The organism is Microbacterium sp. Gd 4-13 (assembly GCF_003095395.1).
Lineage (GTDB): Bacteria > Actinomycetota > Actinomycetes > Actinomycetales > Microbacteriaceae > Microbacterium.
This window is the reverse complement of sequence record NZ_QEIJ01000002.1, coordinates 422,564-449,229: the sequence shown is the minus strand read 5'-3', so window position 1 is coordinate 449,229 and position 26,666 is coordinate 422,564. Positions and strand designations below refer to the sequence as shown.

Genomic DNA, 26,666 nt, shown 5'->3' with positions numbered 1-26,666 from the left:
ATCCCTGTCATCTTCGAAGCGTGCGAAGGGTGCGAAGGGCGCAGGCTCGATTGCCCCGGGCTTATCGACCACGGGGCAGAGTGTGGCTGTAAGCCTCGTCCCGGTGAGACTCACGCCTCATTGCCCCCACATCTTCGTCCGCTCAACCGTCAGCCTGCGGCCCACCCGGTACCGCCTGACGGTGGTGGGGTCGATGACGAAGATGGGCGCGTCATTCCCGCGCTCGGCCCAACGCTTGTGTCCGGCCAACGACCGAGACGCATCAACACCGGCCTGCTCGAACCAGATCTTGTCTCCGAAGAAGAACACGACGTTCGTCCCACCGTGGATGCGCGAGGGGTAGGCGATACCGTCGAGTCGGGGCTCTGAAGCCCAGCGGAAATAGTCCGTCAGGACCTGCGTCGGCGCATAGTCCACCGGGTGCTGGTCATCAAGAATGACCGGACGTGTGATGCGGTCCACATAGAAACTGAGTGAGTTCAGCCGGGCGTCCCCCTCCTCATACGTGTCGTCGAACTCACTGCGCGGTGCAGGGATGGTAGCGAGGTCCAGAATGCGGAGCGGTTCCTGAAGGATGAAAGTTCCAACCACCGCCTCGTCGTATGGGCTGTGGGAAGCCACTTCAGCGGCAGCCGTCTCCGGGTCCAGAGCCACGTAGAGAACAGGCACTCCTTGCGGGTTCATGCGGCCTGCGCCTACTTTTTCAAGCGGGGCAGGGCGGAGTTCCTTCGCCGCGTCGGCGCGAACACTCTTCTCGAACCGTCTGGCATCACGCTCGATACGTGCGCGGTACAGTTCCGTTCCGGCTTCCAGTGTCCGAACCAAACCCGCTCGCTCTTCGGCGAACACGAGCAGTGAACTCACGAACGCGTGGTTCTTCTCAGGCGCGGTCTCTGGCCTCGCGCTTCTCGGCGGAATCAGCAGCCGTGACACGTGCTTCACGCTGTACTCGAAGTCGTCCCACTCGAACTGGATACCCGCCTCGTGGTCGAGGTCATATGGGACGAACCAGTCTCTTTCCTCCTGGATGAGTTCCGCCGTCAAGGAAACCACCTGGTCAAAGGCGTCGAATTCAACCTTCCCATCAAGAAGAGATGCCACAACCTCGTCGTTGTTCATCGGCTGCAACATCTGCTCGCGCTCTATCACGAATCCCTCGTGGTCGAAGCGCTCGGCCATCACCCGCAAGACCACGCGCGCGAAGTGCTCCAGGTTCACGACCGGCCCTGACGAGGTGAGGCTCTTGCTCGCGCAGATGGTGCACTCGCCCTCCTCCGCTGACGATTCCAGTCGACGCAAGAGGTGCGCGTCCTGGATATGGGCAAGGCACATCGTTTCGTCGGTCCAGGCAACCACGTCGAACTCCATGAACCGATCCTGCCCGATGTCTTCAACCGTCCGTGCGGTGCCATCGAATGAAGCCGACGCATGCGAACACGGGGGTGTCGACGGGCTGGGTAAAGCTCGTGGTCCAGATAGAACAAGCCAGCGTGCGGCGATATCCCCTCGCCGCCGACCTGAACGCCGATGAGATCACCGAGGCCGTCGTTGAGCCGCTGGGGGACTTGGTCGCGCTGCCAACGTGCAGGCGGCGTGTAGTGATCGAGGCCCTCGTGACGATCGGCGATTATTCGTTAGGGCCGGGCAACCGCCGCAACATGCCCGAGGCCGACACGGCGGGAACTCTCACCATCCTGCGTCACGGGTGAGAGGTGTCGCGGGACTTGCTCTCGGTCTCGTGGTAGCTCCAGCCGTCTTCACGCCGCCATCGCATTAGATAGCCCGTCCCGCCGTCCATCCAGATGTCGGTGAGGCCGTCCGGCGCTACGAAGACTCCCTCCGTAAACCAACTTGGAGACGTCGGCAGGAGATTCCCCCACGTTCCCGAGGATGCGACCAGCAGGAAAAGGTGCGTTCGCTCTGCTCCGAGCGTCTCAGCCTCTCGCCTGAGCTTGTCGACATGCCGCACAGCCTGTCGATCGGTCGAAAGGTAGGTGGTGAGCCGGTCGAGGTACGGCACGTCGCCTGAGGGTGCCACAGCGGCGTTCCATGAGCTCAGTTTGAAACCGCCCGACTCTATCTCGCCCACCCATTGGCCCACCTCGAGGCCCGGAAAGACCGCCTGCAGCTCGGCGACCGTGTCGGCACTCAGGTCCCCCGTCTGGGCATCATTCCGGGCACGCTCCACCGCAGCACGCCACCGCTTCCGGGTCGCCGCGTCTTTCTTCGTCAGCGGTGGCCGCCATTCGCGTCCGAGGCTCACGGGAATCAGTCGCGGGGGCGGGTCATCGCCGTTCAATTCGGCAATGAGTGCCAAGGCGTGCGGAACGGCCGCCTGGTACGCCGGATCAATGGTCGACAGCACTTCCAGCGGCTGGGGCGGGCCCTGCTCGGGACGCAGAAGCAGGTCGACCAAGCCGTCACCCGCACCCTTGGTGTCGCGGCGCTCGGGCGTCAGGCCGGTGAGCACCCAGGCGTACAGGGCGGCACGCCAGTCGTCAGAGGGGCAACCGACGAACTCGTCACTCTCCCACCACGGCATAGTCGGGGCCGGGAGCGTGTGCGCCGCCTCATCGATTGACGGGCCGCGGGGGCACCAGCCTTCGAGGAGGTTACGCATGGTTGCGACCGTAGCGCGCTAAAGCCAACAGTTGGGGCTGTAACGACCGGGCTTCGGCGACGTGATCCCCCCGGCGTCCCACCTATGGTCGAACCGGCAGATTCAAGCCACAGGGGGAACGCCATGAACAAGACCCCTAACGCACGAATTGCCGTTGGACTCCTAGCGCTGCTGAGCCTCGGGGCTCAGCGGATGCTCCGCCGACAGCCGGGCGAGCACCGGGGCCGAGCCCAGGGGCACGGTCGAGTCGTCCACGCCTGAGATCGCCGAGGAGAAGCCCAAGCCGGAGGTCGTCGAGCCCGTCGACCCGACCGGCGAGTGGACTCAGACCAACGCCGTGTCGGAGGACAGTTATCAAGTCGCGTCGAACACGGGCGACGTCATCGAGGTGTCGTGGGTCTTCAACGGCGGAGACATCCAGATCGAGCGCGCGCCACCCCTCCGTATGCTAGACAGGGCTGATTGTCGCCCCGAATCTAGAGGGCAGACGTCTTCTCGGCGGCGGTGACCAGCAACCGAACCTCGGCAGGCGTGATCCACGCACCACGGTGGCACACTCGGTGACAGTTCGCACAGAGCAATGCAAGGTCGTCGAGTTTCGTATCCGTCTCACCGCTAACGTGCAGCGGACGCACGTGATGCACCTCGATATACCCTTCGCCCCGTTCACCGTAGACCTGCCCGAAGTCGAAGCCGCAGACCTCGCACGCGATGAGTCCGCCCCCGTCTAAAACCGCGCGTAGCTTTCGCGAGCGAAGCCCCCGGTCACGCTCGCGCCGCCGCGCAATGTGTTCGAGGATTCCGCCCTCGCGCACGGACACATCATCAACCTCATCCGGCTCCAGAGGCAGCGTCTCACCGGCGTTGAGGGCTGTGCCTATCGCAGCGGCGCGCGCTTGCATCTCCGTGATGTCAGCACGGAAGGCCGAGATGACAAGTGCGTCGAGTCGCCCGCCTCGCGTCGGCTTCCCGGCGTATGCTTCGTCGGCCGTCGCGAGGTCGTAGGTCTTCCGCTGAATGCTGGACCCGCTCCTGAAGTTGGCTGGCAACTGCTCTCCGCCGTGGAGTTGGCCGCGGCGCAGCAGGGCTGAGAGCGACCGGGCTTCAGGCGACGCAGCGCGCACGCCGGTCCAGCCGTTCCGGCTCACGAGGTCAGCGGCAAGTACCAGCTCGTCGTAGACCCAATCGACCACGGGTTAAATAGCCAGGTCGAGCGGCAGGTCGGCAATGTCTTTTAGACGCTTACCGCTCACCATCGTGTCGAGCATCGAGATGGCCTCATCGTTGTCCTCTGCGTGCACGGCCTCAATGAGTTCAGGCAACGCGAAGTGATAGAGCGTATCGATATCGCCGGTACCGAGCGCGAGGGAGGCGAGGCGCGACGGCGACGGTTCCGCCGTGACGACGGCGATATGTGGGAGTCGCCCCTTGCGGTTGCGAATCAGGTTCAGCGACTCGGAACGAGCATTCTGAGCGCGGTCCGAGCGGAGCGTCCACTTGCAGGAGATGACGGCGTGGAGGATGCCGCGTTCCTGGTTCGCCCGCCGTATGGATGCGAGTCGGCCGACGCTCGCATCGACGATGAGTTCGTTCTCGTTGATGACGTCGTCTTCGACGGGCTGACGAACTACAACGACATCGGGCGCGATGACGTACGCGTTGCCGAGGATGGCTCGAAGTTCCGGGTTCTGCTTGACCGCTACGTCGAGGTCGAAAAGGTGGGAGTACTGGTCATACTTCGCGATGTACTCGGTGCTCTTCCGTCCCGCAACCTTCGTCACGGACCAATCGCCGGGGCGCAGCATGCCGAGGCGGAGGAACGTGGTGCGCACGAAGTCGGCGCATGCTGTCTCGAACTCCCCGCCCGAGGTCTGACCTGCGAGCCGTTCTCCGATGGTCTCAACTAACAGCGATTCTGCGATGCGCTTTGCGTACGCGACGCTCGACCGTTGGCTGCCGTCCGCGTTGCTTGCGACGCCCTTGTCGTTGACCGTGAGCACACCGCTTGCGAGCAGTGCAGCGTGAAAGTCGCGACGAGCCTGAGCGAGGAAGGCCTGACTCTTGTCTTCGGTCATGCGGCGACGGACCCAATATTCGCCGACGCGAGCACCTCGGCGATTTGCAGACCCACGGCCTTCGCGACGGGCGGCGGAAACGCGTTGCCGACTTGGCGATAGGCGTTTGTCTTCGCCCCCGTGATGTGCCAGTCATCCGGGAAGCCCTGCACGCGTGCCGCCATGCGAACCGTCAATCGGGGGTCACCCTCGAAGCCAGGTTCCGGAGCTTCCTCGGCGATGGTCGAGCCGTTCACGCCAAGTTCGGCCCACGCGCGACGAGCGCGGGTAGGGCCGAGGTCCGGACCGCCGTGCTTCTTCGAGCCGCCGACGAGAGTAGGGGCGATGCGGTTAGCGCGAGCCTTCCATGCATCCGCGCCCTCCCACCCATTCGCTGACATCAGGTCATGCAATAGGGTGCCGACAGTCGGAGCGTCCTCGCGGCGCGGAGCCGGATAGTTGAACACGCCCGCGCCCAGGTCGTCGCGAACAGCCACGGCAATGACGCGGGGACGGAGCTGAGCGACTCCGTAGTCAGCAGCCTGAAGCAAACGCCACTGCGTTGTGTAGCCCATCGTGCGCAGCTTGTGCGTGACCGCCGCACGGTAGTCCTCGAAAACCGGGTCGAGCAGACCTCGAACGTTCTCGATCATCACAGCCTTCGGGTGCGTGACTTTCACCAGGTCGAGCATCGCGGGGAAGAGGTCGCGCTCATCAGACGCTCCCAGTTGCTTGCCCGCCTTTGAGAACGGCGGGCACGGAACGCCACCCGCGACGAGGTCCACACCCTCGTACTCGTGGGCGTGGTCCTTGATCCAGCGGACAACATCACCCTCGACCACGTTCCACTCCGGACGGTTCGCGCGAAGCGTGTTGCACGCGTGTGCGTCGATTTCGACAGCGGCGAGGTGTTCGAATCCGGCCTGCTCGAGGCCTAGAGCCTGACCGCCCGCGCCTGCACAAATTTCTACCGATGTGAGCGCCATGTTTGCCTACCCGCCCTTCCTCTCAAAGAGGTTACCCGGGGCCCACCGACACGGGGCATGGCGCTCCGCCACATCTGCGCGACGGCGCTCTCTGGACCACGCTCGTCGGTGCGCGCAGCTAAGCGGAACCCACCCTGACGATCAACTTCGTAGTGCTAGAGACAAGGTGGCCCGCCGGAGCAAACTGAGTGCGGATGCCGTTCTCCTCGAAGACGTGCGCAGCTCCAGGTAGACCTTCGAAAGGGAGCGGGTGGAGTGCATTCGGGTTGTGGAACACTGTCAGGCCGTCGATCCAATCTTCTTCGGATTCCTCCGTTACCGGCTGCGAGAACCGCTGGGTCTCGCCAGTGTTGTCTTTCGAGAAGCGAGTCCCTTCGTGCTGCGCGGTCACGGACGAATCGCCGAAGCCCGCCGCTATACCCATGCGATTGAACTTACTGAGTGTCCCGGCGGCGTTGAACGCGACTGCGCTGATGTGCTCGGAGTCCGGGAGCTTAAAGAAGCCCGACGGGAGTTTCTTATCGCCCCACTTGAGATCTGCCACGGGCACCTCGACCTTCTGTACCTTGCCGTTCGACTCGACTTCGTCGATTCGCACTCCGTACAGATACTCGTAGAGGGCGGACTGACTCCATGTCATCGAAAGGTCTTGGTGAAAGTCCTGGACCGCGATGACGAATGGAATGGCCTCGGCGCCGGCGCGCTCCCAGTAGCGCTTCCTAAGCTTCGCGTCGAGCGGGCCAGAGAAGCGAGTCGGCAAGTAATTGTGGACATAATCGAAGATGGCCTCTTCGGACCGGGGAAGCGGAACGACCTTGTCCGCTGGCGGAGGGTTCGCCGTGGTCGCCTCGACGTAGAAGTCTCCAAGGAGGCCGCGAGCGAGGAAGTCTGGCGCAGGCTTCGGTTGATCAACCCTAAACCCTGACTCCCGCAGCATGGCCCATAGATAGAGTTCCCAGATTCGAGCATCGAAGGCGGTCGTCTGAAATTGCTCAACAAACGTTCCGTCCTGGTTCTCATACCAGCGCATCGCAATTTCGATGAGACGTCGCGCTGCCACCGCGCTTGTCTGATCGCGAAGATACGTGTACCGAGTATGGAGCTTGCTCTCGTTCGCGGCCGCAGCAAAGAAGTTCTCGGATGCCTTCTCGTCGCCTTGGGCTCGCTCCGCGTCGTAGTCGTTATGAACGCGAGCCATGCTTTCTGCCGTCTTGTGTGCGGCTTCACGGACATTGGAGTGCGGACCCAGAATGTCAACTGCTCGATACCGACCAGCTAGGTCGGGCGCAATTACGGCGCTGTGCAGTTCCTGATCAGTAAGATCAACGAACAGTGTCCCGAGGACACGTCCCGGCTTGATCTCTAGCCACTCCACCTCTTTGATCGGGACCACTGGCCCCGCGCCCCTAGCCCAGACCACGTGCGCGTTGAACCGTTGCTCACTGATCGCGTGAATGCGCGCCGGTTCGATCGATTCGTCCGCCACACCGCGTCCTCTCTTGCGTTCTTTGAGGGCACAAACCAGAACGGCTTGCGCGCCTATGGGGAGACCTATCCGGCGGGTATAGGGTTGGCTGATTCGAGGTCAGCGTAGTACTCCGGCTCGACCTCGAGGGGAGTGAGTAGGTCAAGCTCGACCCCATGAACGATCCGCCAGAGATCGCTTTGCGAATGGTTTCAGTGGTGCGGTCGTGCAGCAGGCTGCTCTGCCTAACATTGTCGCAGGCTACACCTTTCTCGACAGCGGTATGAAGAGCTCGTGTGCGGTAAGCGCACCGGCGCGCTGGGGCACCACAGATCGATCCCAAAGCGCCAGTGCCGACCGATAGACGCAACGGGTCCCGTAGCAGCTAGTCGCTAATTGCATCCATGGTTCCGGGCTTGCCCTCTAGCTGCTTGAACATGCGGCTCGGATCGCTGAGGAGATCGTCACCCAGCCGGTTTGAGGCAATCTCCTTCGAGTTCAGCACACGCGCCCGACCATGCTGGTCTCCATTCTCGTCTTCGTATTGCACGTACTGGAGCGGTCCGGAGTCAAATGAGAAGGACTTAAGGTGTTTCGTCGAGTCAGCCATACCGGCAACCGACTTGGAGTGAAGCGCGGTGTTCTCCGCCTGCGCCTTCTCGACAGTCATCGACTCAGCAACCTGCAACAGCTGGGTCGCCAGGACGCGCACTTTGCGCTTTTGCGCGAAGCTCCGGCTCCACTGTTTGATGGTGAGCAGTATGGAGCCAGGCTTGACGTCTGTGATCTCCAGAGCCTCGGCGCCGAGATCTTTCAGTAAGGCTTGAAAAGCGAGCACGACCCGCATGGCTTGGTAAGCATCATCAGTGCCGATGTAAATTCTTGCTACCCGACGTCGCAGCGGGTGCCGGCTCGACTTGTCCGTGTCGCGTACTCGCGGAAGGTTCCTCGGTGTTCCGTAGCCCGGAATGCGGAGTGCGCCGGACGAGGTGAGGGCTATCTCATACCCGCCACGCGGGTCGACAGACTCGTACTGGCCGGACTTCGAGCCACGGGTGGCTTTCCCGTGCACCCCAACGTTCCGATAGCCTGTTCGCCGATCGCCCGGCTGCTCATCTTTGTCCGCCACATCAGCACTGTAGCTGCCCGCTAGATTGTGGCCATGCACCCGACGCCGACGCGGACGCCAATACTTATCGAGATTACGGGCAGCGGGGAGACGGCCCCGTGGTGGGGCGTACCGGCGATTGCGGGCGCCTTCCTCATCCTTGGCGCGGTTCTCGGCTTCTGGTTCAACCGGCTGCAGGACGAGCGCAAGGCAACACGAGAGCGTTCATATCAGTGGGATCAAAACTTACTCAGCCGATCATCGACCATGATCACGCTTGTGCGGCAGCTGAATAGCGCCGCCTACGATCACGAGACTTGGACGCGAACGTACACGGAGCTAGCTGTCGATCAAATGCAGCGGGGGGAGCCTGTCGATCCGTTGCCCGTCGCAAAGCCGACACTCAGTACGCTCTCCGATACGTTCTCAGCGTTCAATGAGGAGTTCACGACCATCCAACTGATCGCCCCCCTGGCTGTGCGTAACGCGGCCACAGAGACCTACCACTACGCCACGTTCCTCATGGAAGCCCAAGGAAGGCAAGCCGTTGAAAAAGCGGCGAGGGAGCTGGCGCGTAGCAGCGAGGAGCTCGAAAAGGCTGTCCGGGCGCACTTCGGAATTCAATAGGAAGAACGACCCCCACGGTTCGCCCCCGACCCGGGTGGGCTGACCTCGACTACCACCGCTATCCGTGGGCTGCTAGCGGAAACGGAAATACTGTGCCCTGCGCCGTCCGGATCGGGGTCCCTCGTGGCTACCAAGATCGCCGCCTTTAGCTGCACAAAGAGCATGCTCCTGGATAAGCTCCTGTTCTGGCGAGCATGTAGGTCGACGTCGACCTGGGGGGGGTAGTGATGGCGACCGTAACGCAACAGGTACTCAACGCGGACAGCGTGATCGCACAAAACATCGAAACGTGGCCAAACGACCGAGGATTCCTGTCTCAGAACGTACTGAGCCAGCTTCGCAACCTGGTCGAGGGGCTCCTGGTGTGGGTCGCGAGTGGCGATGCAGCCGCCGACTTCCACTGGGAGAAAGTCGGACTCGCGAGCAAGGCTGTCAGACCGAGAGCAAAATTCCGGGTGCTAGTACGGTTTCACGACCAACTGCAGGCAAGCGTGTCGCACTACACGATGGATCGCGACCCCTCCGAACGGCTGATGCTCAAGTACTACGAGTACATGCTCCGGACGCGGGACCTGGCTGAAGCCGAGTTGGGCGTTGCCATTCTTCAGAACCTGCAGAAGTTCCCGCTGAACACCGATCCGGCGATGCGTGAGTACCACAGCAAGATCGCCGCACGAGTCGACGACCGGCTGACACTCAGCGCGAGAGAGCCGCGAGTGGAGCGGTACTACGTTCACAGTTCCCGGCCATTTTTTGTCGAGGGGCGCATCTACTACGAAGCAACCTTCTCTGTTGCCCACAACCGGACCAACAAGTTTGATCGAAAGATCGCCTTCACCGACATAGACATAACGGACAAATACGCGGCAAACCTCGAACTATCGACCGACACCATCGAGGTCTTCGGTCGGACCATGCCGATAACCCTGATCCGTACGTGGGCGGTGTCCATCCGCCCGTGCGAGTTTGATAACTTCCGCTCGCTGCTCGCCCCAACCACAGGCAAGGTATCAACCTCGCAGACCGAGTACCGCAACTTGATGCAGTACCTGACGACCACCCGCTCTAGCCTCCTGGACCTTGTAGACCTCACGGACGGTGCCTACGACCAGGTGAGAACTTGGGCACTGCGTGGCATCAAGGGTTCCCCCCTGATCTTTGAGGCCTTGGATAGGGCTCGCGACCTGATTCGTCAGGATGCGCCCGGGTCGCGGGTACTGCGCTACCTTCTGCTGCGCATGAGGAACGAAGTGATCAAGGCTCAGCGGGAAAGTTCCCCAAATTACTGGATGTCGGGACTGAGGATCACGTCCAAGAGCAAGCCGTTCGACACGATGCCGTTTTGCACGTCCCCCCGCGGCCACAACCCCCGCTTCGCGGATGTACTCGAAGCGATCACCCCAAAGGGACGAGAACACGAGCTGCTGGCGCGTCGCATTGAGACCAACGTTCAACATCACGGGGTGATTTATACAGCCGACTCCGACTTGTCTGGGTTCAAAGACCTCGACCTTCTCATCGCGACTTACAACGGGCTGCTTCCGCCAACGGATCGGCACGCGCCGCGAAAGCTTGTCCGCGACAAGGGTCATGTCTTCATCGTCGGATACGAAGATGGCACGGTCGCAATCATCGACGAGCTACAGGCGATCTCCTCGAGCGGCGTACCGAACCACAGCACCAATGTCCTCGCCTGGATCAATGCCAACCCCAATGACTTCGACGACCCGCTCAAGTCCGCCGCTCTCACGGCCCTCTTTGAGCAATCGAGAGTGGCGCTGATCTATGGAGCCGCAGGTACCGGCAAGTCCACGATGGTCAATCACATCGCACGCTACTTCTCCAACAAGCAAAAGCTGTTCCTCGCGCACACCAACCCAGCGGTGGACAATCTCGAGCACCGGGTGAAGGCTGCGAACTCGACGTTCAGCACCATCACATCGCACGTGCGCCGCGGGGGTAGTGGCGTGCGCTACGACGTCCTCGTTATCGACGAGTGCAGCACCGTCAGCAACGCAAGCCTGCTGAAAGTTCTCGAAACCACGTCGTTCGACCTACTGGTGCTCGTCGGGGACGTGTACCAGATCGAGTCCATTGAGTTTGGTAACTGGTTCTCCACAATCCGGTCCTACATCCCCGCCGAGTCAGTGTTCGAACTCACAAAGCCGTTTCGCACGAGCGATGCCGCTCTGCTGACACTCTGGGACCGTGTGCGGAACTTGGACGATCGCATCGAGGAAGCAATTTCGCACAGCGAGTACGCCGCACCACTAGGGGACTCCCTCTTTGAGCAACGCGAGGACGATGAGATCGTGCTTTGCCTCAACTACGACGGGCTCTACGGGATCAATAACGTTAACCGCTTCCTCCAGGCAAGTAACCCCCATCCCGCAGTCGAGTGGGACGAGGCAATCTTCAAGGTCGATGATCCGATCCTCTTTCACGACACCACACGGTTCGGCGACGTCATCTTCAACAATCTGAAGGGCACGATCGTTGGCATTCAAAAGGAAGCAGGCCGCATCACGTTCGATGTGGACATAGACCGGGAAGTGAAGGAGTCAGACGTTCGGTTCACGGACCTCCGCTGGCTCGGAAACTCTGTGGTTCAGTTCGAGGTCTCGCAACGCCAGACAACTGATGAGGATGACGATGCGTCTGTCACACTGGTGCCGTTCCAGATTGCCTACGCCGTTTCCATCCATAAGGCCCAGGGCCTGGAGTACGACTCTGTCAAGGTCGTAATCACGGACGCGAACGAGGAGAACATCTCGCACGCGATCTTGTACACCGCCATCACGAGGGCGCGAAAGAAGCTGAAGTTGTATTGGTCCGCGGAAGCGCAGCAACGTATGTTGAGTCGGCTTGCGATCCGCGAGAACTCGAAGGATGAAGCGCTCCTACGCGCACGCCGCGGAGTGACACCGGTCTCGAATCGTCCCAAACTTGCGAAGTCACGGGGCCGTATCTAGAAGCGACTGCGAACGCTCGGCCCCGCGCGTTTATGACTCAGCAGACCTGGCGAGGCTCCATATGGTGCTTCTGCAGAATGGCACCACTCTCACCGGGCGCAAGATGCATCGGGGACGTCTCGGCTGATGCCACCGCGGGTCAGTCAGTCTCCAAGTACATGCCGAGGTAGACGTCGCGAAGAAGCCGGCCGTTCCGTGACTGCCGCATAGAGGCGTGGTAAGCCCGAACTGCTTCGACACCGGCTCCACCAACTGCGCCGGTGGCGGTCCCCACGGCGGCAGCCTCCAGGGTTTGACCTGTCGCGACACCCAAACCCGCGCCGACAAGCCCGGACAGCGAAAAAGTCATCGCTCCCTCACGAAGGGAGCGCAGGACCGCGCTTTTTCGCTCCTCGATCGGGAACGACGCAATGCTGTCCTCCAAGACCTGAAACATGAGCGCACGGGCGTCAGCGGTGCCGTCAGGCCCGTCGGGAATATCTTGGGCTGCGACTAACGCCTTCTCCAGCGAGTCCCGCCATCCGGCGAAAACGTCGCTCTGTTGTCTTAAACGAATCAGGGTCTGATGGTCTGCCTTGTAGCGAGGCAGACCGACGCGAGCCAGCTGCCTAACTGCGCCGATCCTTCTGTCGTCGGCAAGCGCCCCGACAACCCGTTCCCAAATCGCGGACTCGATGGGAGTGCGCGCGATCGGCGTCGCAAACCGCCTGCGCGCCATTTCAAGTGACGCCTCCAGTCCGATTGTGACGACAGCCAACCGGCCCTCGATGCTGGTGTCGCCACGAAAGACCCCAGACGAAGGCAGCTCCCTGATTTCCTCCGCGGAGAGAGTCGGAGCGACTTTCAACGCTGCATCGAAAGCGAAGGCACGTTGGCCACCGGAAACGAGGTCGGCAAAGTGGATCGAGCCGTCCTCTACGAACGGTCGGATTACCTGCATCCGGTGCAACCGGTGCCCGATCAGCTCACGGGTCGGTCCCTCAAACCTGAGCCTTCGTCGAGTGAACGACAGCTGATCGGACACTCTGTGGTGTTGGCGGGACAGCTCGACGAACCCACTTGAGATGTGCGCAGGTACGGCTGCTTCTGCCGCTTCCAGGTCTGCGCGCTTTAGCGCCAACCATCGGCATCGCCTCGACAACTCTCGCACGGACCGCTCGATCGAAACGTCATGTCCCCGGTCCGTGGGACGGTGCGTGGCCAGCCGTAGCGCACCTAAATAGGACTGGTACATCTCGCGTCGCCGAATGTACACCCCCGTGCTGTCGCCGGGGCGACCGCCCGTTATCCATGCCATGTGAACAGGCACGGGAATTCGCTCCGGGAGATCGCCACTGAGCTCATCGACGGCGGCTGCGAGATCCGGCGCGAGGGAGTCCTCAACAGAGGACAGCGCGCCCAAGAGCCGCTTGGCGAACGTCTCCTCCTTCTTGATCTGCTCGATTCTCGGAGCTAAGCCCGCAAAGTAGACCATTCTCGGCTTGTGCAGATCCTGCACAAGCCGACCGACCCGATCGCCAAGGTCCCGCGCTCGCGTTTGCAACTGCTTATAGGAGGCGCTCCCAAATCCCTGGATCTCCACCCCGTCGAACACGTTCACGTAGCTTCGATCGACCAGGATCTCAGGCGCGTACAGAAGGGTGAATAGAGCGAACGAAGTATCGCGCTCCGCAGCGCCCTCTGGAGTCATCGACCCCACCCCCCACTCGCGTTGCGTGTCTATCAGCGGTCTGAGTGCGCCCCGGTTCATCAGAGGAGGGTCCAAGTCGAAGAACGGCCACCCCTCGGCGTACTCCCGAAGCTTCGCGCCCGGCGCGCGCGTGATCCGTTCGATCAGAGAAGTATCGAAGAAGTCGCCCCAGAACTCCTCGGTGTAGCGATAGACAGCTGACGCACCGACCATGTAGCCCCCTTGCGTCGAATGTAGTCACCTCGCGGTTGTGCCGCGTGACACATCGGTGTCACAAACGTCGCAAAACGCTGTGGCACGGCTGAGCACAACTAGGAACGACCGCCGTACCCTCGGGGACGACTCAACATGGTCAGACACACCCCGGGGGGCCTGAAAATCGTGAGGTCACGGGATCGACGCCCGTCGGAGCCACACGGATGACCGTTACAGTCATCCCAGAAACCCTCGCCTAGCTTCTACATGGCGGGGGTTTTGCTTTTCCCTGTCAGCGAGTTCGCTTGTGCGGTCGACGCGAATGGCTCACCACCCGCGGCCCGCCTCGCCTCGTTGCACAGCGAGGCGCATACGCCGCAGCCATAGACCGAGCTCGCCGCTGCGCCGGAGTCAGTCCTCGGCGGCCTCGAGCTCGCGCAGACGACGCAGCTTCGCCCACGGGTAGAACGCGATCCAGGCGATGGACGCGATCGAGCCGCCCATGATCATCGATGCGATATCCATACCGGCCACCCTATGAAAGACGGATCGCCCCAGCCAACGACCCCATTCGGGACCCCGACGCGCCGACGTAGGCTGGCGCTCGTGACGCACCGGCCACTCCTCCGCGTCGGCGGCCGCACGATCGGGGCGATGAGGGTCGGAATCGCCGCAGCTGTCGTGCTGGTGCTCGTGTACGCCTACGCGCTGCGGATCGGAGCCGGCGATTCGAACCCGTTCGACTTCTTCGGGTACTTCACGAACCAGACGAGCCTGCTCGCCGCGATCGTTCTCGGCACCGTCGGTGGCCGCCTCGTCGCCGGCCGGCCCGTCCCGTCCTGGCTCACGACCGCCCGCGCTGTCGTGACGGCCTACCTGATCGTCGTCGCCGTGGTCTACAACGTCCTCGTTCCCGGCACGGGCTCGGCACCCCCGTGGGTGAGCTTTCTGCTCCACGGGGTGTTCCCGGTCGTGATGCTGCTCGGCTGGATCCTCATCGGCGACCGGCCCCGACTGCCGTGGCGGATGCTGTGGGTGCTCCTTCCCTACCCGGCCGTCTGGCTCACGGTCGTCCTCATCCGCGGGGTCACCGACGGGTGGGTGCCCTACGGGTTCCTGCTCCCCGGGCGCGGGCTCCCGTCGCTGACGGCGCACATCGTCGGTCTCATCGCCGCGATCGTCGCCTCCGGCGCCGTCGTGTGGGCGCTCAGTCGGACGAAGCCACGGGTCGTTCTCGCGCACCCACGTCGATCACGGTGATCCCGCTGGGGGCGCGACCCTCGGCCATCTCCGCGATCGCTTCCGGCACCTCGTCCAGGCCGATGCGCCGCGTGATGAGATCCGCCGGTCGTAGAGCACCCGAGACGACCATCTCGATCAGCTCGGGATAGGCGGATGCTGCCATCCCGTGCGATCCGCGCAGGGTGAGCTCCCCCGCGATCACGGCAGACATGGGGATGCGCGGATCCTCCGCGAGGAGACCCACCTGCACGTGCCGCCCCTGCAGGCCCAGGGAGAGCACGGCGGCGACCACCGCATCCTCCCGTCCGAGCGCGTCGACCGACACATTCACGCCGCCGTCGACGGCGTCGCGGACACGGGCGGCGATCGCTTCGGGCGACAGCCCCGACGAGTCGATCACGAACGCCGCCCCGAGCTCGCGAGCCCGAGCGAGGGCGGTGGCGCTGATGTCGACGGCCACGACGGTCGCCCCGAGCGCCCGAGCGATCATGATCGCGCTGAGACCGACCCCGCCGCATCCGATCACCACGACCGTCTCGCCGGCGACCACCTCACCCTGGTGGACGAGAGCCCGGAAGGCGGTCGCGAAGCGGCATCCGAGAAGCGCCGCGACGCCGCCGTCGACGTCGTCGGGCAGGGCGATCAGGTTGGCCTCGGCGTCATGCAGGGCGACATACTCCGCGAAGGAGCCCCAGTGGGTGAACCCCGGCTGCGTCTGGTTCGGGCACACCTGCCCCTGACCGGCACGGCACTGCGCGCACGACCCGCAGGACGACACGAACGGCACCGTAACGCGATCACCGACCGCGAAGCGCGTCACCCGCTCGCCGACGGCATGGACGACTCCCGACAACTCGTGCCCCGGCACGTGCGGCACCGTCACGCCCGAGTCGTGCCCGAGCCACGCGCTCACGTCGCTGCGGCAGAGCCCGGTCGTCTCGACCCGCACGACGACTCCGCCCGGCGACGGCTCGGGAATCGCGACGTCGGCCACCCGCGGCATCTCGCCGAACTTCTCGAAGACCACAGCCCGCATCAGGTTCCTCTCGTGTGCGCTGACCTCTTCGTCGAAGATATGCCGCTCGGATGCTGCGGTCTGCGCTCGGGCACCTGGTACGCCCACGCGGGGGCGGCTACGCTCCGAGACGGTTGCAGACAGCATCCGTCCTCTCGGGAGTGCCCATGTCGCAGGTTCGTGTCCACAACTTCGCCGTCTCGATCGATGGGTACGGCACGGGCGAGGGACAGACCCTCGAGGCTCCGTTCGGCCACGCGCAGGCGCGGCTCATGCAACCGTGGTTCTTCGGCACCCGCACGTTACAGGCGATGCAGGGCGGCGATGCCGGATCGTTCGGCATAGACGAGGCCTTCGCCAGCAACTGGGGCACCGGCATCGGGGTCGAGATCATGGGCCGCAACAAGTTCGGACCCCAGCGCGGGCCGTGGACCGACGAGGAATGGATCGGCTGGTGGGGCGAGAATCCCCCGTTCCACACCCCGGTGGTCGTCCTCACGCACCATCCTCGCCCGGTGCTCGAGCTCGAGGGCGGCACGACCTTCCACTTCGTCGACGCCGAACCCGCCGAGGCCCTCGCCATCGCGCGCGAACTGGCCGGAGGACTCGACGTGCGCATCGGCGGAGGCGTGAACACCGTCCGCCAGTTCCTGCAGGCCGATCTCGTCGACCGGATGCACCTCGCCGTGGTGCCGATCGTGCTCGGTCGCGGCGAGAACCTCTGGCACGGCCTCGAAGGGATCGAAAGCCGGTTCACGGTGGAGGTCGTCTCGTCTCCCTCCGGCGTCACGCACCAGACCTGGACCCGCGCATGAGCGGCCCGATCGCGCGAGAACTCATGCGTCGTGGAGCTGGGCGTTGCGGAGGGCGTCTGCACCGACGCCGGTCACCTCACTCCTCGGGCGCGCGCCTCTCGGCGTGACCCCGCAATCGCTCGACCACCTGGGCGAGATACCTCGTGATCGTCTCCTGCTCCGACGGCGTGAACGCGTCGAGTTCGGCGTCGACCCCCATGATCATGGGCATGAGGCGCCCCATCGCGCGCTGCCGGGACGACTCCTGCGGCACCACCAGAATTCCGCGCCGATCGGTCGGGTGCGGCTCGCGGGTGACGTGGCCCAGCGCCACGAGGCGGTCGATCGCGGTCGTGGTGGCCCCCGCCGAGATCCCGACCCGACGGGCGAGCTCGCCGGGCGCGAGCGGACCGCCCATGAGCAGATGCTCCATCGCCTGGAGGTCGGTCGGGTTGACCTCGAGTTCTTCGCCGATCGACCGCTCGAACTGCTCGCTGAGTTCGATGAACTCCCGCAGCAGCACCGTCGCCGGACGCGTGGGCGCGAAGGCGGCCACGTCGGCATCGGGGGGAAGCGAACCGGTCGGTTGCATGGGCTCCACGATATCGCTAATCTCTTTCGATAGTCGAATAATCCGACGCTCAAACGTTCTTACCAGCCGGGAGACAGACCATGAGCGCACTCCGTCGCTTCCTGACATCTGCCAAGACGTCGTGGATCATGCTCGTTCTGGCGGCCCTGGCCGCCGCCGTGCTGTTCGGCGTCGCCGGGTCGGAGGGGTCCGAGACCGCACCCTCGGTCGGCCTCCCCGACAGCGCCGAGTCGGTGCAGGTCGATCAGCTGCGCGAGAACTTCCCGAGCGCCGACAGCACCTCGGCCCTCCTCGTCTTCGCCTCCGACTCCGGCGAGCTCGACGATGAGACCCTCGCCCTCATCGACGCGAAAGCCTTCGGTGAGCTGGCCGACGTCTCCCGCGACGGATTCGTGCCGCCCGCGCAGGTATCGGAGGACGGCACCGTCGCGCTGCTCGTTGTTCCTCTCGAACCTGAGCCCGACGTCGCCGCACAGACCGAGCGCGCGCAGCAGATCCGCGACGCCGCTGCCGCCGATCTCGACGGCGTGCGGGTGTACCTCACCGGAGCCGAGGGGTTCGAGGTCGACATCGCCGCGGTCTTCGCCGGAGCCGACTTCACCCTGCTTCTCACCACCGTCATCGTCGTCGCCGTCCTGCTGCTCGTCACCTACCGGAGCCCCTGGCTCTGGCTCGTCCCGCTCGTCGTGATCGGTCTGGCCGACTCTCTGGCCGGCATCGTCGCGCGCCAGGTGGCCAGCGCCGTCGGCGTGCAGCTCGATGCGTCGATCACCGGCATCCTCTCGGTGCTCGTGTTCGGCGCGGGAACGAACTACGCGCTGCTGCTCATCGCGCGCTACCGCGACGAGCTGCGGCTCTACGAGAGCCGCCGGATCGCGATGCAGGAGGCGCTGCGCGGAGCAGGGCCCGCCATCATCGCCAGCGGCTCTACCGTCGCCCTGGCGCTGCTCACCCTGCTTCTCGCCGAGCTCGCCGGCAACCGCGCGCTGGGCCTCGCCTGCGCCGTCGGCATCGTCGTCGCGATGATCTTCGCCCTATTCGTGCTCCCCGCAGCGCTCGTGCTGTTCGGCCGCGGCCTGTTCTGGCCCTACATTCCGCGGTACGGCTCCGCCGACGCCATCTCGCGCAGCGTGTGGGGAAAGCTCGGTCGGGGAGTCTCGCGGCGACCCGTGGTGGTCGCGACGGCGGGCTTCGTCGTCTTGGGCGCGATGGCGAGCGGGCTGTTCTTCGTGCAGACCGGGCTGTCGCAGAACGACCGCTTCCTGCAGAAGCCCGAGGCCGTGCAGGGCCAGGAGGTGCTCGCCGAGGCGTTCTCGGCCGGCACCACGTCGCCCGCCGTCGTCATCGTGCCCCTCGACGATGCCGACGAAGCGGCAAGCGCCCTGGCCGATCTCGATGGCGTCGATGCGGCCACCGTCGGCGAGACGACCGACGATCTCGCCCAGATCAACGTCACGCTCGACGCGGGAGCCGAGACAGAGGCGGCCTTCGCGACGGTCGAGAGCATGCGCGCGGCCCTCGACGACGTCGGCGGCGGCGAAGGGCTGGTCGGCGGCCTCGACGCCCAGGCCCTCGACGTCTCGAATGCGCAGGCCCGCGACCAGGCGCTCATCATCCCGCTCATCCTGGTGCTGGTCTTCATCGTTCTCGTCGTGCTGCTGCGGGCGATCGTTGCCCCTCTGCTGCTCCTGCTCGCGGTGGTCGCCAGCTTCTTCTCGGCGATCGGACTCAGCTGGTGGATCTTCCAGTCGCCGCTGTTCGGCTTCCCCGCCATCGACACGAACGTGCTCCTGTTCAGCTTCCTCTTCCTCGTGGCCCTCGGCGTGGACTACAGCATCTTCCTGGTGACGCGAGCGAAGGAGGAGTCGGAGCACCTCGGCATCACCGAGGGGATGATCCGAGCCCTCGCCGCCACCGGCGCGGTCATCACCAGCGCGGGCATCCTTCTCGCCGCCGTCTTCGCCGTGCTGGGCGTGCTGCCGCTGATCACCCTCACGCAGATCGGCACGATCGTCTGCATCGGCGTGCTGATCGACACCCTGCTCGTGCGGACGGTGGTCGTTCCCGCCCTGGCCTTCATCACGAAGGACACCTTCTGGTGGCCGCGCACCCCGACCGTGCCCGACGCCGATGGCCCCGCGCACGTGGCGAGCGCGTCAGCCGGACGCAGCGACGACCGGGCGCCGTCCGGTACGCGCCGGGCACGCCGGACCGAGGCGGACCGCCGGCCGTCCCTCTGACCCCGACGGCGCCGATCCGTCTCGTCCGCGCACGGAATGCACGGCGAGCGAGCACGTTGCATCTCTATACACACGCATGAAAAGCGCGGGGTGTGAGATCCGCTCCCCGTGGCAGTGAAGGGAAGTAGTCTCATGGCTCGTTTCGACGGCAAGGTAGCGATCGTCACCGGTGGCGGCAGCGGCATCGGCGCGGAGATCTCGCGTGAACTCGCGGCGGAGGGCGCATGCGTCGTGGTGACCGACATCAACCTGGATGCGGCGCAGACGGTCGTCGACGAGATCACCGCCGCGGGCGGCACGGCGTCGCCCTTCACGCAGAACACGGCGAAGTGGGAGGACTCCGAGGCCGCCGTCGCCTTCGCGACGAAGACCTACGGTGCCCTGCACCTCGCCGTCAACAACGCAGGCATCGGTGCTCCCCCGCAGACGATCGGCGACTACGACATCGCCGCGTGGGACCGCGTGCGCGCCGTCGACCTCGATGGCGTCTTCTACGGCCTGAAGTTCCAGCTCCCCGCGATCGTCGCCGCCGGCGGCGGTGCGGTCGTCAACATGGCGTCGGTGCTCGGCTCGGTCGGCATCGCCCAGAACGCCGCCTACGTCACGAGCAAGCACGCGCTCGTCGGCCTCACGAAGGTGGCAGCGCTGGAGTACACCGCCCAGGGCGTGCGCACGAACGCGGTCGGCCCGGGCTTCATCGACACCCCGCTGGTGCGCTCCAGCCTCTCCGCCGACGCGCTCACCGCTCTCGAGGGCGAGCACGCTTCGCGCCGCCTCGGCACCGACAAGGAGGTCGCCGCGCTCACGCTGTTCCTCCTCAGCGACGCCGCATCCTTCATCTCGGGCAGCTACCACCTCGTCGACGGCGGCTACTCGGCCCACTGACACCGGCCGACCTCCGTCAGTTGCCTCGTTCGGGCCCCTCCGCGACGCCGGACAGCCCGGCTCGGGGCAACTGACGGCAGCCGGGCGGGAATACCGCGGGCTCCGGCAGCGTCATTGACCCCATGACACAGAAGACCTGGTTCATCACCGGCACCTCCCGCGGCTTCGGACGCGAATGGGCCATCGCCGCCCTCGACCGCGGCGACCGTGTCGCGGCCACCGCCCGCGACACCTCCTCGCTCGACGACCTCGTCGAGAAGTACGGCGACGCAATCCTCCCTCTCTCCCTCGACGTGACCGACCGCGATGCCGACTTCGCGGCGGTGAAGAAGGCGCACGACACGTTCGGCTCGCTCGACATCGTCATCAACAACGCCGGCTACGGCCACTTCGGCATGGTCGAGGAGGTCGGCGAGCAAGAACTCCGCGACCAGATGGAGACCAACCTCTTCGGCGCGGTCTGGGTGACACAGGCGGCTCTGCCGATCATGCGCGAGCAGGGCCACGGCCACATCCTGCAGGTCTCGTCGATCGGCGGCATCTCGGCGTTCCCGAACGTCGGCGCCTACCACGCGTCGAAGTGGGCGCTCGAGGGCATCTCGCAGGCGCTCGCGCAAGAGGTCGCCGGCTTCGGCATCCACATCACGCTCATCGAGCCCGGCGGCTTCTCCACCGACTGGGCGGGCCCGAGCGCGCACCACTCCGACCAGAACCCGGCGTACGACGAGCTGCGCGAGGCGAGCGAGAAGGCCCGCAGCGCGCGCGCCGGCAGCGGACCGGGCGACCCCGCAGCATCCGCCGCCGCTGTGCTCAGGATCGTGGATGCTGCCGAGCCTCCCCTGCGCGTCTTCTTCGGCGCCTCTCCGATCGACATCGCCAAGGCCGACTACTCCTCGCGTCTGAAGACGTGGGAGGAGTGGGACGACGTGGCCAAGCTCGCCCAGGGCTGACGCACCGCGAAAAGAGAGGGCGACCCCGTCCACCCGGGGTCGCCCTCTCGTCGTTCTCGCTTACGAACCCGTGATGATCGGGATCGCGCGAGTCATCGGCCGGGGTTCGGGTTCGGGCTCCGGCTCACCCAACAGCAGGAACAGCCCCCCGTAGGGCGGCAGCTCGATCGGAAAGCTCTGCAGGTCGTCGACGCGCGCGAGCGTCTCGCCGCTCTCGGCGTCGATCACTCCACTGCGCGGGGTGAGGCTCTTCGAGCGCACAGTGCCCTCGATGGTCTCTCCCGAGAAGTTCAGCACCGTGATCTGCAGCGGGGCGTCGTCTCGCCGCTTGTCGCCGCCGTCGAGCCGGTGCACGAGCACCAGCATGCTCTGGTGGGCGACCTGCGGGATGTCGATCTGCGACGCGATCGCGATGTCGTGCGCGCGGCGCGTCGAGAGCACGTCGCGCAGACCCACCGCGAACGACTCGGGGTTGGTCAGCTGCGAGGGCAGCGATCCGTACAGCGACCGGGCCCGCGGCATCCCTGCGAGCGACCTCGTCGCCTCGGGGGCCACGTCGAGAAGGTCGTGCGCGCCGCGCTCGATCCACCGCGTGTCTCCGGTGGCGATGAGCGAGCCCACCTGCTCGGACGGAAGGGTCAGGGTGCCGGTGAGGTCCCACCCCGACAGCGCGAAGACACCGGGCTGCCAGGCGTTGTACTTCGCCAGCAGCAGGTGCGCATCGCGGATGGCGGGCATGTCGTCGTCGGTGATGTCGTCGAGTCGCGCCTTGCCCTGGGTGGCGGCGATCAGCGACGCCGTCGTGCACGCGATGCCGTTCTGCGTGAAGACGAGGTTGTAGTCGGCCTCGATCGTGAGGCTGTCGGTGAGGTCGGCGCGCACCTCCTCGGCGAGCTCGAGCCCGGTCACTTCGCGGTGACGGTACGTGTAGACGTCGTCGCGGTGCGTGGTCGCCCAGTGCACCAGCTCGTACGTCAGCTCGTCGTGGTTCTGCAGGCCGTGCACGAGCTGGGCGGGCTCCACACCGATCTCGAGCGCGGTGTTCAGGGCGAGACGCAGGAACTCGGTGTTGCCGGTCGCGAGAGCGTGGTGGTAGCCGGGCCGGGTGACGAAGTCGTACGACAGGTCGGCGCCGACGGCTCCGGTGTCGCGGATGTCTTCGATCGTGAGGTTGAGCTCCTGGAACGTGAACCCGCCGACCTTGCGCACCATGCTCGCGATGATGTGGTTGGCCGCGTGCGAGAGGGGATGCCCCTCCGACCATGCGGGGAGGCCCTCGGTGCTCTTCTCCACACCGAGGAAGCCGTTCGCGTCGAGCCGCAGGGCGCTCGTTCCCAGATCGCCGAGCGAGTGCAGCGCGTCACCGATCACGAGCTTCATGCCCGAGAAGGTGGGGTCGAGCCAGTTGATCGACGGCTGCCCCTCCTTGAAGTAGTGGAGGTAGACCCACCGGCGCTCGACCCCGTCGACACCGGTGACGGCCGCGGTGGCGCTCCAGTTCGTCTCCTTCACACCGACCGTGTAGAAGATGACGCGCTGCAGCTCGCCGATGATGTACCCGCGCTCGCTGAGCTCGCGCTCCTGGTCGCGGTCGAGGTTGACCGAGTCGCGACCGTCGGGGATGACCGGGAGCAGCCCCCAGTCCTCCGGCGGGATCTCGACCATGTGGTAGATGCCCGGATAGTCCTTGTACGCCATCTCGGCGAGGCGGAAGTCGGCACCCTTGCCCGTGTGCCCGGGCACGATGTCGTCGATGACGCTGCCGCCGTGGCTGTCGGCCACGTCGGCGAGACGCCGGAACGAGGCCTCGTCTCCGAACTCCGGGTCGATCTGCGTGCTGATCCGGTCGAAGTGCCCGTCGACGCTCGGGGTCTCCTGCCAGCCGGTGATGCCGCCGGCACGCTTGACGGGACCGGTGTGGATGCCGGTGATGCCGACCTGCTCGAAGGCCTCCCACAGAGCCTCGTCGCCGAGGGCGTGCAGGAACGACTCGCCCGGGCGGGTGATCAGCGACAGCGGATAGGCCGTGAACCACACGTCGCTCGTCTCGATGGCCCGTCGGGCATCGGGGCGGGCGTAGGGGTTGCGCCACATCGAGGGTTGGCCCGACAGCTGCCGTCCGAGCACATCGGCGTCCTTCAGCATCGACTGCCGCACGAGCCACTCGATGTAGGCGGGGTTCGTTCCGTTCGCGGTTCGCGGGTCGGTCGCGAAGCGCCGCAGCGTGCCGCCGCGCATCTGGTCGCGGGGGCGGAGCCGGCGGGGTCTCGCCGGGTAGCGCTGTTCGTCGTAACTGATCTCGGTCGTATCACGCTCGACGATGTCTTCGTCCTCGACGGGTGTCGAGTCGCGCTCGATGGGTTCGTCCACGGAGGGTCCTTCCCAGGCAGCACAGCACAGCATTCAGGTGGTCACGATCGTATCCGCGCGCGAGACGCGAGCAGGTGGAGGTTGACCCTGCCGACGCGACCCGATAGGTCGCGCGGGCCGACGGCGCAACCCTGCGCGGTCGGGCGCGATCACCGTGTTGACTGGCCCGATGGCACTCTGGGTCGACCACGCGATGTGGTGGCACGTCTATCCGCTCGGCTTCGTCGGAGCCCCCATTCGTCCGGAGGGTGACGAGACGGATGCGGCGCAACACCGTCTCGACCGCATCGGCGGGTGGCTCGACCACATCGTCGAGCTGGGGCTGAACGGTCTCGCCCTCGGCCCGGTGTTCGCCTCGACCACGCACGGCTACGACACGATCGACCACTTCCGCATCGATCCCCGTCTCGGCGACGACGCCCATTTCGACCGACTCGTCGCCGCCGCGCACGACAAGGGCGTGCGGGTGCTGCTCGACGGGGTCTTCAACCACGTCGGTCGGGCGCACCCCGCCTTTTGTGCGCTCGAGCAGAACGGACCGGATGCCGCGACGGCCGACCTGTTCCGCGTGGACTGGAACGGGTGGGAGCCCGGCGCCCCCGTGGCGGCGGAGGTGTTCGAGGGGCACGACGCCCTCGTCGTGCTCGACCACTCCTCGCCGGCCGTCGAACAGCTCGTCGTCGACGTGATGACGCACTGGCTCGACCGCGGCGCGGACGGGTGGCGTCTCGACGCCGCCTACGCGGTCGACCCCGCGTTCTGGGCGCGCGTGCTCCCCCGGGTGCGCGCGCAGCATCCGGATGTCTGGATCACCGGCGAGGTCATCCACGGCGACGCGGCCGCCATCGTGACGGAATCGACGATGGACTCCCTCACGCAGTACGAGCTGTGGCAGGGGATCTGGCACGGCCTCTCCGACGCGAACCTCTTCGAGACGACGCACGCGATCGAGCGCAACAACGCGCTGCTCGAGACCTTCGTGCCCACCACGTTCATCGGCAACCACGACGTGACCCGCATCGCCTCCGCCGTCGGCGACGCGCGGCACGTTCCGCACGCCGTCGTGCTGCTCTGCATCCTCGCGGGCACGCCGATGATCTACGCCGGCGACGAGTACGGGCTGCGCGCGGTGAAAGAGGAACGCCTCGGCGGCGACGACGCGGTACGCCCGGAGTTCCCCCCGGCACCCCCGGCGGATCCGACGACGCTGCCGGGCGCGGAGGCCGATGCTGCCACCGTGCTCGCGGTGCACCAGGAGCTGGTCGCCCTCCGACGACGGCACCCGTGGCTGCGCACCGCGCAGACCGACGTGGTGCACGTGGCGAACACCGCGGTGTCGCTGCGGACCGCCACCGGCACCGACGCGCTCGTCACCGTGCTGAACCTGGCCGACGAGTCAGTATCGCTCCCGGCGGCCGGCGCGACGTCGGTGGCGGCGGGGACGGCGACGATCGCGGGCGCCCAGGTCGAGCTCGCGCCGCACGGCTGGGCCGTGCTCGGCAGCTGAGAAACGCGCCACCGGACTCGGGCGACGTGACGCCGCATCCGCACGCCTGCCGAGCTCGGTGGACCCGCGCGGATATGATCGCGGGGCGGGAAATGGGGGGGTAACGATGACGTCGTCACGCGGTGAACGGGTGCGCGCGCGACGCGCCGTCTACCGGGCGCGCCGGTTGTGGGTCTTCGGATCGCTCGCCGCGGTGATCGTGCTCGCGGCCGGTGGCATCTTCACCGCCATGGCCCTTGCCCAGTCCGCGGGGTCGGGTGCGACGGCAGAGGCCGAGCCCGCAGCATCCGAGTCGTCCACTCCGGTTCCCGAAGAGACGCCCCTCACCCCCGCCCAGACGTTGCTGGCCTCCACGACCGACCCGCAGGCCTGTGCGGTGCAGTTCGCCGGCGAGGCCATCGCGCACGACCCCGTGCTGCAGACCCAGGGGGCGTTGTACTCCGCGCTCCCGATCCCCCGCGCGGAGGGCAAGGTCTTCGCGGGCTGGTACGCGAGCGAGGCGGATGCTGCGGCCCTTACGACGGCGGCGCGGGTGAACGGCTCAGACGCGGTGTCGTGCGTCGACCGGCAGGTCACGCTGCACGGCGCGTGGACGACCCCGGAGGTCAACGCCGCCGAAGACGCGGGGATCCCGATCCTCATGTACCACCAGTTCACGGCGAACCCCGAGGGTGAGAACAACTCGCTCAAACTGAACTACGCCTACATCGGCGACTTCGATGCGCAGATGGCCTACATCGCCTCGTCGGGGTTCTACCTCCCGACCTGGGACGAACTGAGCGCGTTCATCGACGGCGCGCTCTTCCTGCCCGAGCACTCGGTGATCGTGACCGACGATGACGCGCACCAGACGTGGCTCGACCTCGCCGCTCCCGTCGTGGAGAAGTACAAGGTGATGACGACGTCGTTCGTCATCACGAAGTGGCGCACCGAAGGATCGCCCAACCCCTACGTGCTGCAGCGCTCTCACACCCAGGACATGCACGAGGCCGGTGAGAACGGCAAGGGCCGGATGGTCAATTGGACCGCCGACCAGATCGCCGCCGACCTCGAGCAATCGGCCCAGATCCTCGGGGTGAAGGAGGTCGTCGCCTACCCGTTCGGGCACTACAACGACACCACGAAGCGGGGTGTCGCCCAGGCCGGATTCGAGATGGGGCGCACGATCGAGCAGGGATACGTGCGGATCGGCACCGACAAACTCGCCCTCCCCTGCATCCGGATCAACTACGGAATGACCGTCGACGATCTGGCCGGTCTCATCGGCTGATCGCCCGCGCCCGCGGAAAGACGCCCTTTTCCCACCTGTGGGCGCCCATAGCCGCGTCTCAGGAACCCCCGTTAGGCTGAACCG

21 protein-coding genes are annotated in these 26,666 nt (G+C 65.4%); 10 read left to right on the top strand and 11 right to left on the bottom strand.

Going from position 1 to position 26,666, the window contains the following annotated elements:
- Nucleotides 1-117 precede the first annotated feature (117 nt).
- Complete coding sequence (locus DEA06_RS06785) at nucleotides 118-1,368, bottom strand: RES domain-containing protein (protein ID WP_116647195.1); 1,251 nt, start codon at nucleotides 1,366-1,368, stop codon at nucleotides 118-120.
- Between the two features lie 47 nt (nucleotides 1,369-1,415).
- Here DEA06_RS06785 and DEA06_RS06780 point away from each other — a divergent pair, with 47 nt between their 5' ends.
- A complete protein-coding gene (locus DEA06_RS06780) occupies nucleotides 1,416-1,709 on the top strand; it encodes a hypothetical protein (protein ID WP_116647194.1) in 294 nt (97 codons plus the stop codon).
- On the opposite strand, the gene DEA06_RS06775 is transcribed toward DEA06_RS06780, so the two are convergent.
- The 6 genes from DEA06_RS06775 to DEA06_RS16350 all read right to left on the bottom strand — a co-directional run bounded on the left by DEA06_RS06775 (nucleotide 1,700) and on the right by DEA06_RS16350 (nucleotide 8,254).
- The gene (locus DEA06_RS06775) at nucleotides 1,700-2,620 is read right to left on the bottom strand and encodes a hypothetical protein (protein WP_133241710.1); all 921 of its coding nucleotides are present in this window, start codon (nucleotides 2,618-2,620) and stop codon (nucleotides 1,700-1,702) included. The two genes, DEA06_RS06780 and DEA06_RS06775, sit on opposite strands and share 10 nt — an antisense overlap.
- Nucleotides 2,621-3,096: 476 nt before the next feature.
- Nucleotides 3,097-3,813, bottom strand: a complete 717-nt coding sequence (locus tag DEA06_RS06770; RefSeq protein ID WP_116647192.1) for an HNH endonuclease — start codon at nucleotides 3,811-3,813, stop codon at nucleotides 3,097-3,099.
- Nucleotides 3,814-3,816: 3 nt separating this feature from the next.
- Entirely contained in the window at nucleotides 3,817-4,695 is an 879-nt protein-coding gene (locus tag DEA06_RS06765; protein WP_116647191.1) for an NgoMIV family type II restriction endonuclease, read from the bottom strand.
- Nucleotides 4,692-5,660, bottom strand: a complete 969-nt coding sequence (locus DEA06_RS06760; protein WP_116647190.1) for a DNA cytosine methyltransferase — start codon at nucleotides 5,658-5,660, stop codon at nucleotides 4,692-4,694. Before DEA06_RS06760 ends, DEA06_RS06765 begins: the two co-directional genes overlap by 4 nt.
- A gap of 118 nt (nucleotides 5,661-5,778) precedes the next feature.
- A complete protein-coding gene (locus tag DEA06_RS06755; RefSeq protein WP_116647189.1) occupies nucleotides 5,779-7,146 on the bottom strand; it encodes a hypothetical protein in 1,368 nt (455 codons plus the stop codon).
- A 364-nt stretch (nucleotides 7,147-7,510) separates the two neighbouring features.
- Entirely contained in the window at nucleotides 7,511-8,254 is a 744-nt protein-coding gene (locus DEA06_RS16350) for a hypothetical protein (protein ID WP_133241709.1), read from the bottom strand.
- A gap of 33 nt (nucleotides 8,255-8,287) precedes the next feature.
- On the opposite strand from DEA06_RS16350, the gene DEA06_RS06745 reads away from it, so the two are divergent.
- Nucleotides 8,288-8,860, top strand: coding sequence for a hypothetical protein (locus tag DEA06_RS06745; RefSeq protein WP_116647187.1), 573 nt, complete (start codon nucleotides 8,288-8,290; stop codon nucleotides 8,858-8,860).
- A gap of 227 nt (nucleotides 8,861-9,087) precedes the next feature.
- Nucleotides 9,088-11,832 (top strand): AAA family ATPase, encoded by a 2,745-nt coding sequence (locus tag DEA06_RS06740; protein ID WP_116647295.1) that lies wholly within the window; start codon nucleotides 9,088-9,090, stop codon nucleotides 11,830-11,832.
- Nucleotides 11,833-11,971: 139 nt separating this feature from the next.
- Here the strand turns inward: DEA06_RS06740 and DEA06_RS06735 are convergent, their stop codons facing one another.
- Complete coding sequence (locus DEA06_RS06735; RefSeq protein ID WP_116647186.1) at nucleotides 11,972-13,735, bottom strand: hypothetical protein; 1,764 nt, start codon at nucleotides 13,733-13,735, stop codon at nucleotides 11,972-11,974.
- A 588-nt stretch (nucleotides 13,736-14,323) separates the two neighbouring features.
- Here DEA06_RS06735 and DEA06_RS06730 point away from each other — a divergent pair.
- Entirely contained in the window at nucleotides 14,324-14,977 is a 654-nt protein-coding gene (locus tag DEA06_RS06730) for a Pr6Pr family membrane protein (protein WP_240606846.1), read from the top strand.
- On the opposite strand, the gene DEA06_RS06725 is transcribed toward DEA06_RS06730, so the two are convergent.
- Nucleotides 14,925-16,082: an alcohol dehydrogenase catalytic domain-containing protein gene (locus DEA06_RS06725; RefSeq protein ID WP_346427029.1), complete on the bottom strand. Its 1,158-nt coding sequence runs from the start codon at nucleotides 16,080-16,082 to the stop codon at nucleotides 14,925-14,927. The genes DEA06_RS06730 and DEA06_RS06725 overlap by 53 nt on opposite strands.
- A 59-nt stretch (nucleotides 16,083-16,141) precedes the next feature.
- Here DEA06_RS06725 and DEA06_RS06720 point away from each other — a divergent pair, with 59 nt between their 5' ends.
- A complete protein-coding gene (locus DEA06_RS06720; protein ID WP_116647184.1) occupies nucleotides 16,142-16,789 on the top strand; it encodes a dihydrofolate reductase family protein in 648 nt (215 codons plus the stop codon).
- Between the two features lie 76 nt (nucleotides 16,790-16,865).
- Here the strand turns inward: DEA06_RS06720 and DEA06_RS06715 are convergent, their stop codons facing one another.
- Nucleotides 16,866-17,360, bottom strand: a complete 495-nt coding sequence (locus DEA06_RS06715; RefSeq protein ID WP_165817947.1) for a MarR family transcriptional regulator — start codon at nucleotides 17,358-17,360, stop codon at nucleotides 16,866-16,868.
- An 80-nt stretch (nucleotides 17,361-17,440) separates the two neighbouring features.
- Here DEA06_RS06715 and DEA06_RS06710 point away from each other — a divergent pair, with 80 nt between their 5' ends.
- The 3 genes from DEA06_RS06710 (at nucleotide 17,441) to DEA06_RS06700 (ending at nucleotide 21,435) form a co-directional block, all read left to right on the top strand.
- Nucleotides 17,441-19,600, top strand: coding sequence for an MMPL family transporter (locus tag DEA06_RS06710; RefSeq protein WP_116647183.1), 2,160 nt, complete (start codon nucleotides 17,441-17,443; stop codon nucleotides 19,598-19,600).
- A gap of 132 nt (nucleotides 19,601-19,732) precedes the next feature.
- Entirely contained in the window at nucleotides 19,733-20,485 is a 753-nt protein-coding gene (locus tag DEA06_RS06705; protein ID WP_116647182.1) for an SDR family oxidoreductase, read from the top strand.
- 122 nt (nucleotides 20,486-20,607) lie between these two features.
- Nucleotides 20,608-21,435, top strand: a complete 828-nt coding sequence (locus DEA06_RS06700; protein ID WP_116647181.1) for an SDR family oxidoreductase — start codon at nucleotides 20,608-20,610, stop codon at nucleotides 21,433-21,435.
- A gap of 60 nt (nucleotides 21,436-21,495) precedes the next feature.
- Here DEA06_RS06700 and treS read toward each other — a convergent pair whose 3' ends face one another.
- Nucleotides 21,496-23,673 (bottom strand): maltose alpha-D-glucosyltransferase, encoded by a 2,178-nt coding sequence (treS, locus tag DEA06_RS06695; protein ID WP_240606857.1) that lies wholly within the window; start codon nucleotides 23,671-23,673, stop codon nucleotides 21,496-21,498.
- Between the two features lie 301 nt (nucleotides 23,674-23,974).
- On the opposite strand from treS, the gene DEA06_RS06690 reads away from it, so the two are divergent.
- Both DEA06_RS06690 and DEA06_RS06685 read left to right on the top strand, forming a co-directional pair.
- Nucleotides 23,975-25,312: an alpha-amylase family glycosyl hydrolase gene (locus DEA06_RS06690; protein ID WP_116647179.1), complete on the top strand. Its 1,338-nt coding sequence runs from the start codon at nucleotides 23,975-23,977 to the stop codon at nucleotides 25,310-25,312.
- 106 nt (nucleotides 25,313-25,418) lie between these two features.
- On the top strand, nucleotides 25,419-26,582 hold the full coding sequence (locus DEA06_RS06685; protein WP_116647178.1) for a polysaccharide deacetylase family protein: 1,164 nt from the start codon (nucleotides 25,419-25,421) through the stop codon (nucleotides 26,580-26,582).
- Nucleotides 26,583-26,666 lie beyond the last annotated feature (84 nt).

What these genes read in the sequence shown, in the direction of transcription:
- DEA06_RS06785 (WP_116647195.1), bottom strand. Translation starts at nt 1,368, where the DNA reads ATGGAGTTCGACGTGGTTGCCTGGACCGACGAAACGATGTGCCTTGCC.
- DEA06_RS06780 (WP_116647194.1), top strand. Translation starts at nt 1,416, where the DNA reads ATGAAGCCGACGCATGCGAACACGGGGGTGTCGACGGGCTGGGTAAAG.
- DEA06_RS06775 (WP_133241710.1), bottom strand. Translation starts at nt 2,620, where the DNA reads ATGCGTAACCTCCTCGAAGGCTGGTGCCCCCGCGGCCCGTCAATCGAT.
- DEA06_RS06765 (WP_116647191.1), bottom strand. Translation starts at nt 4,695, where the DNA reads ATGACCGAAGACAAGAGTCAGGCCTTCCTCGCTCAGGCTCGTCGCGAC.
- DEA06_RS06760 (WP_116647190.1), bottom strand. Translation starts at nt 5,660, where the DNA reads ATGGCGCTCACATCGGTAGAAATTTGTGCAGGCGCGGGCGGTCAGGCT.
- DEA06_RS06745 (WP_116647187.1), top strand. Translation starts at nt 8,288, where the DNA reads ATGCACCCGACGCCGACGCGGACGCCAATACTTATCGAGATTACGGGC.
- DEA06_RS06740 (WP_116647295.1), top strand. Translation starts at nt 9,088, where the DNA reads ATGGCGACCGTAACGCAACAGGTACTCAACGCGGACAGCGTGATCGCA.
- DEA06_RS06735 (WP_116647186.1), bottom strand. Translation starts at nt 13,735, where the DNA reads ATGGTCGGTGCGTCAGCTGTCTATCGCTACACCGAGGAGTTCTGGGGC.
- DEA06_RS06720 (WP_116647184.1), top strand. Translation starts at nt 16,142, where the DNA reads ATGTCGCAGGTTCGTGTCCACAACTTCGCCGTCTCGATCGATGGGTAC.
- DEA06_RS06715 (WP_165817947.1), bottom strand. Translation starts at nt 17,360, where the DNA reads ATGCAACCGACCGGTTCGCTTCCCCCCGATGCCGACGTGGCCGCCTTC.
- DEA06_RS06710 (WP_116647183.1), top strand. Translation starts at nt 17,441, where the DNA reads ATGAGCGCACTCCGTCGCTTCCTGACATCTGCCAAGACGTCGTGGATC.
- DEA06_RS06705 (WP_116647182.1), top strand. Translation starts at nt 19,733, where the DNA reads ATGGCTCGTTTCGACGGCAAGGTAGCGATCGTCACCGGTGGCGGCAGC.
- DEA06_RS06700 (WP_116647181.1), top strand. Translation starts at nt 20,608, where the DNA reads ATGACACAGAAGACCTGGTTCATCACCGGCACCTCCCGCGGCTTCGGA.
- treS (WP_240606857.1), bottom strand. Translation starts at nt 23,673, where the DNA reads ATGCGCGGCGGCACGCTGCGGCGCTTCGCGACCGACCCGCGAACCGCG.
- DEA06_RS06690 (WP_116647179.1), top strand. Translation starts at nt 23,975, where the DNA reads ATGGCACTCTGGGTCGACCACGCGATGTGGTGGCACGTCTATCCGCTC.
- DEA06_RS06685 (WP_116647178.1), top strand. Translation starts at nt 25,419, where the DNA reads ATGACGTCGTCACGCGGTGAACGGGTGCGCGCGCGACGCGCCGTCTAC.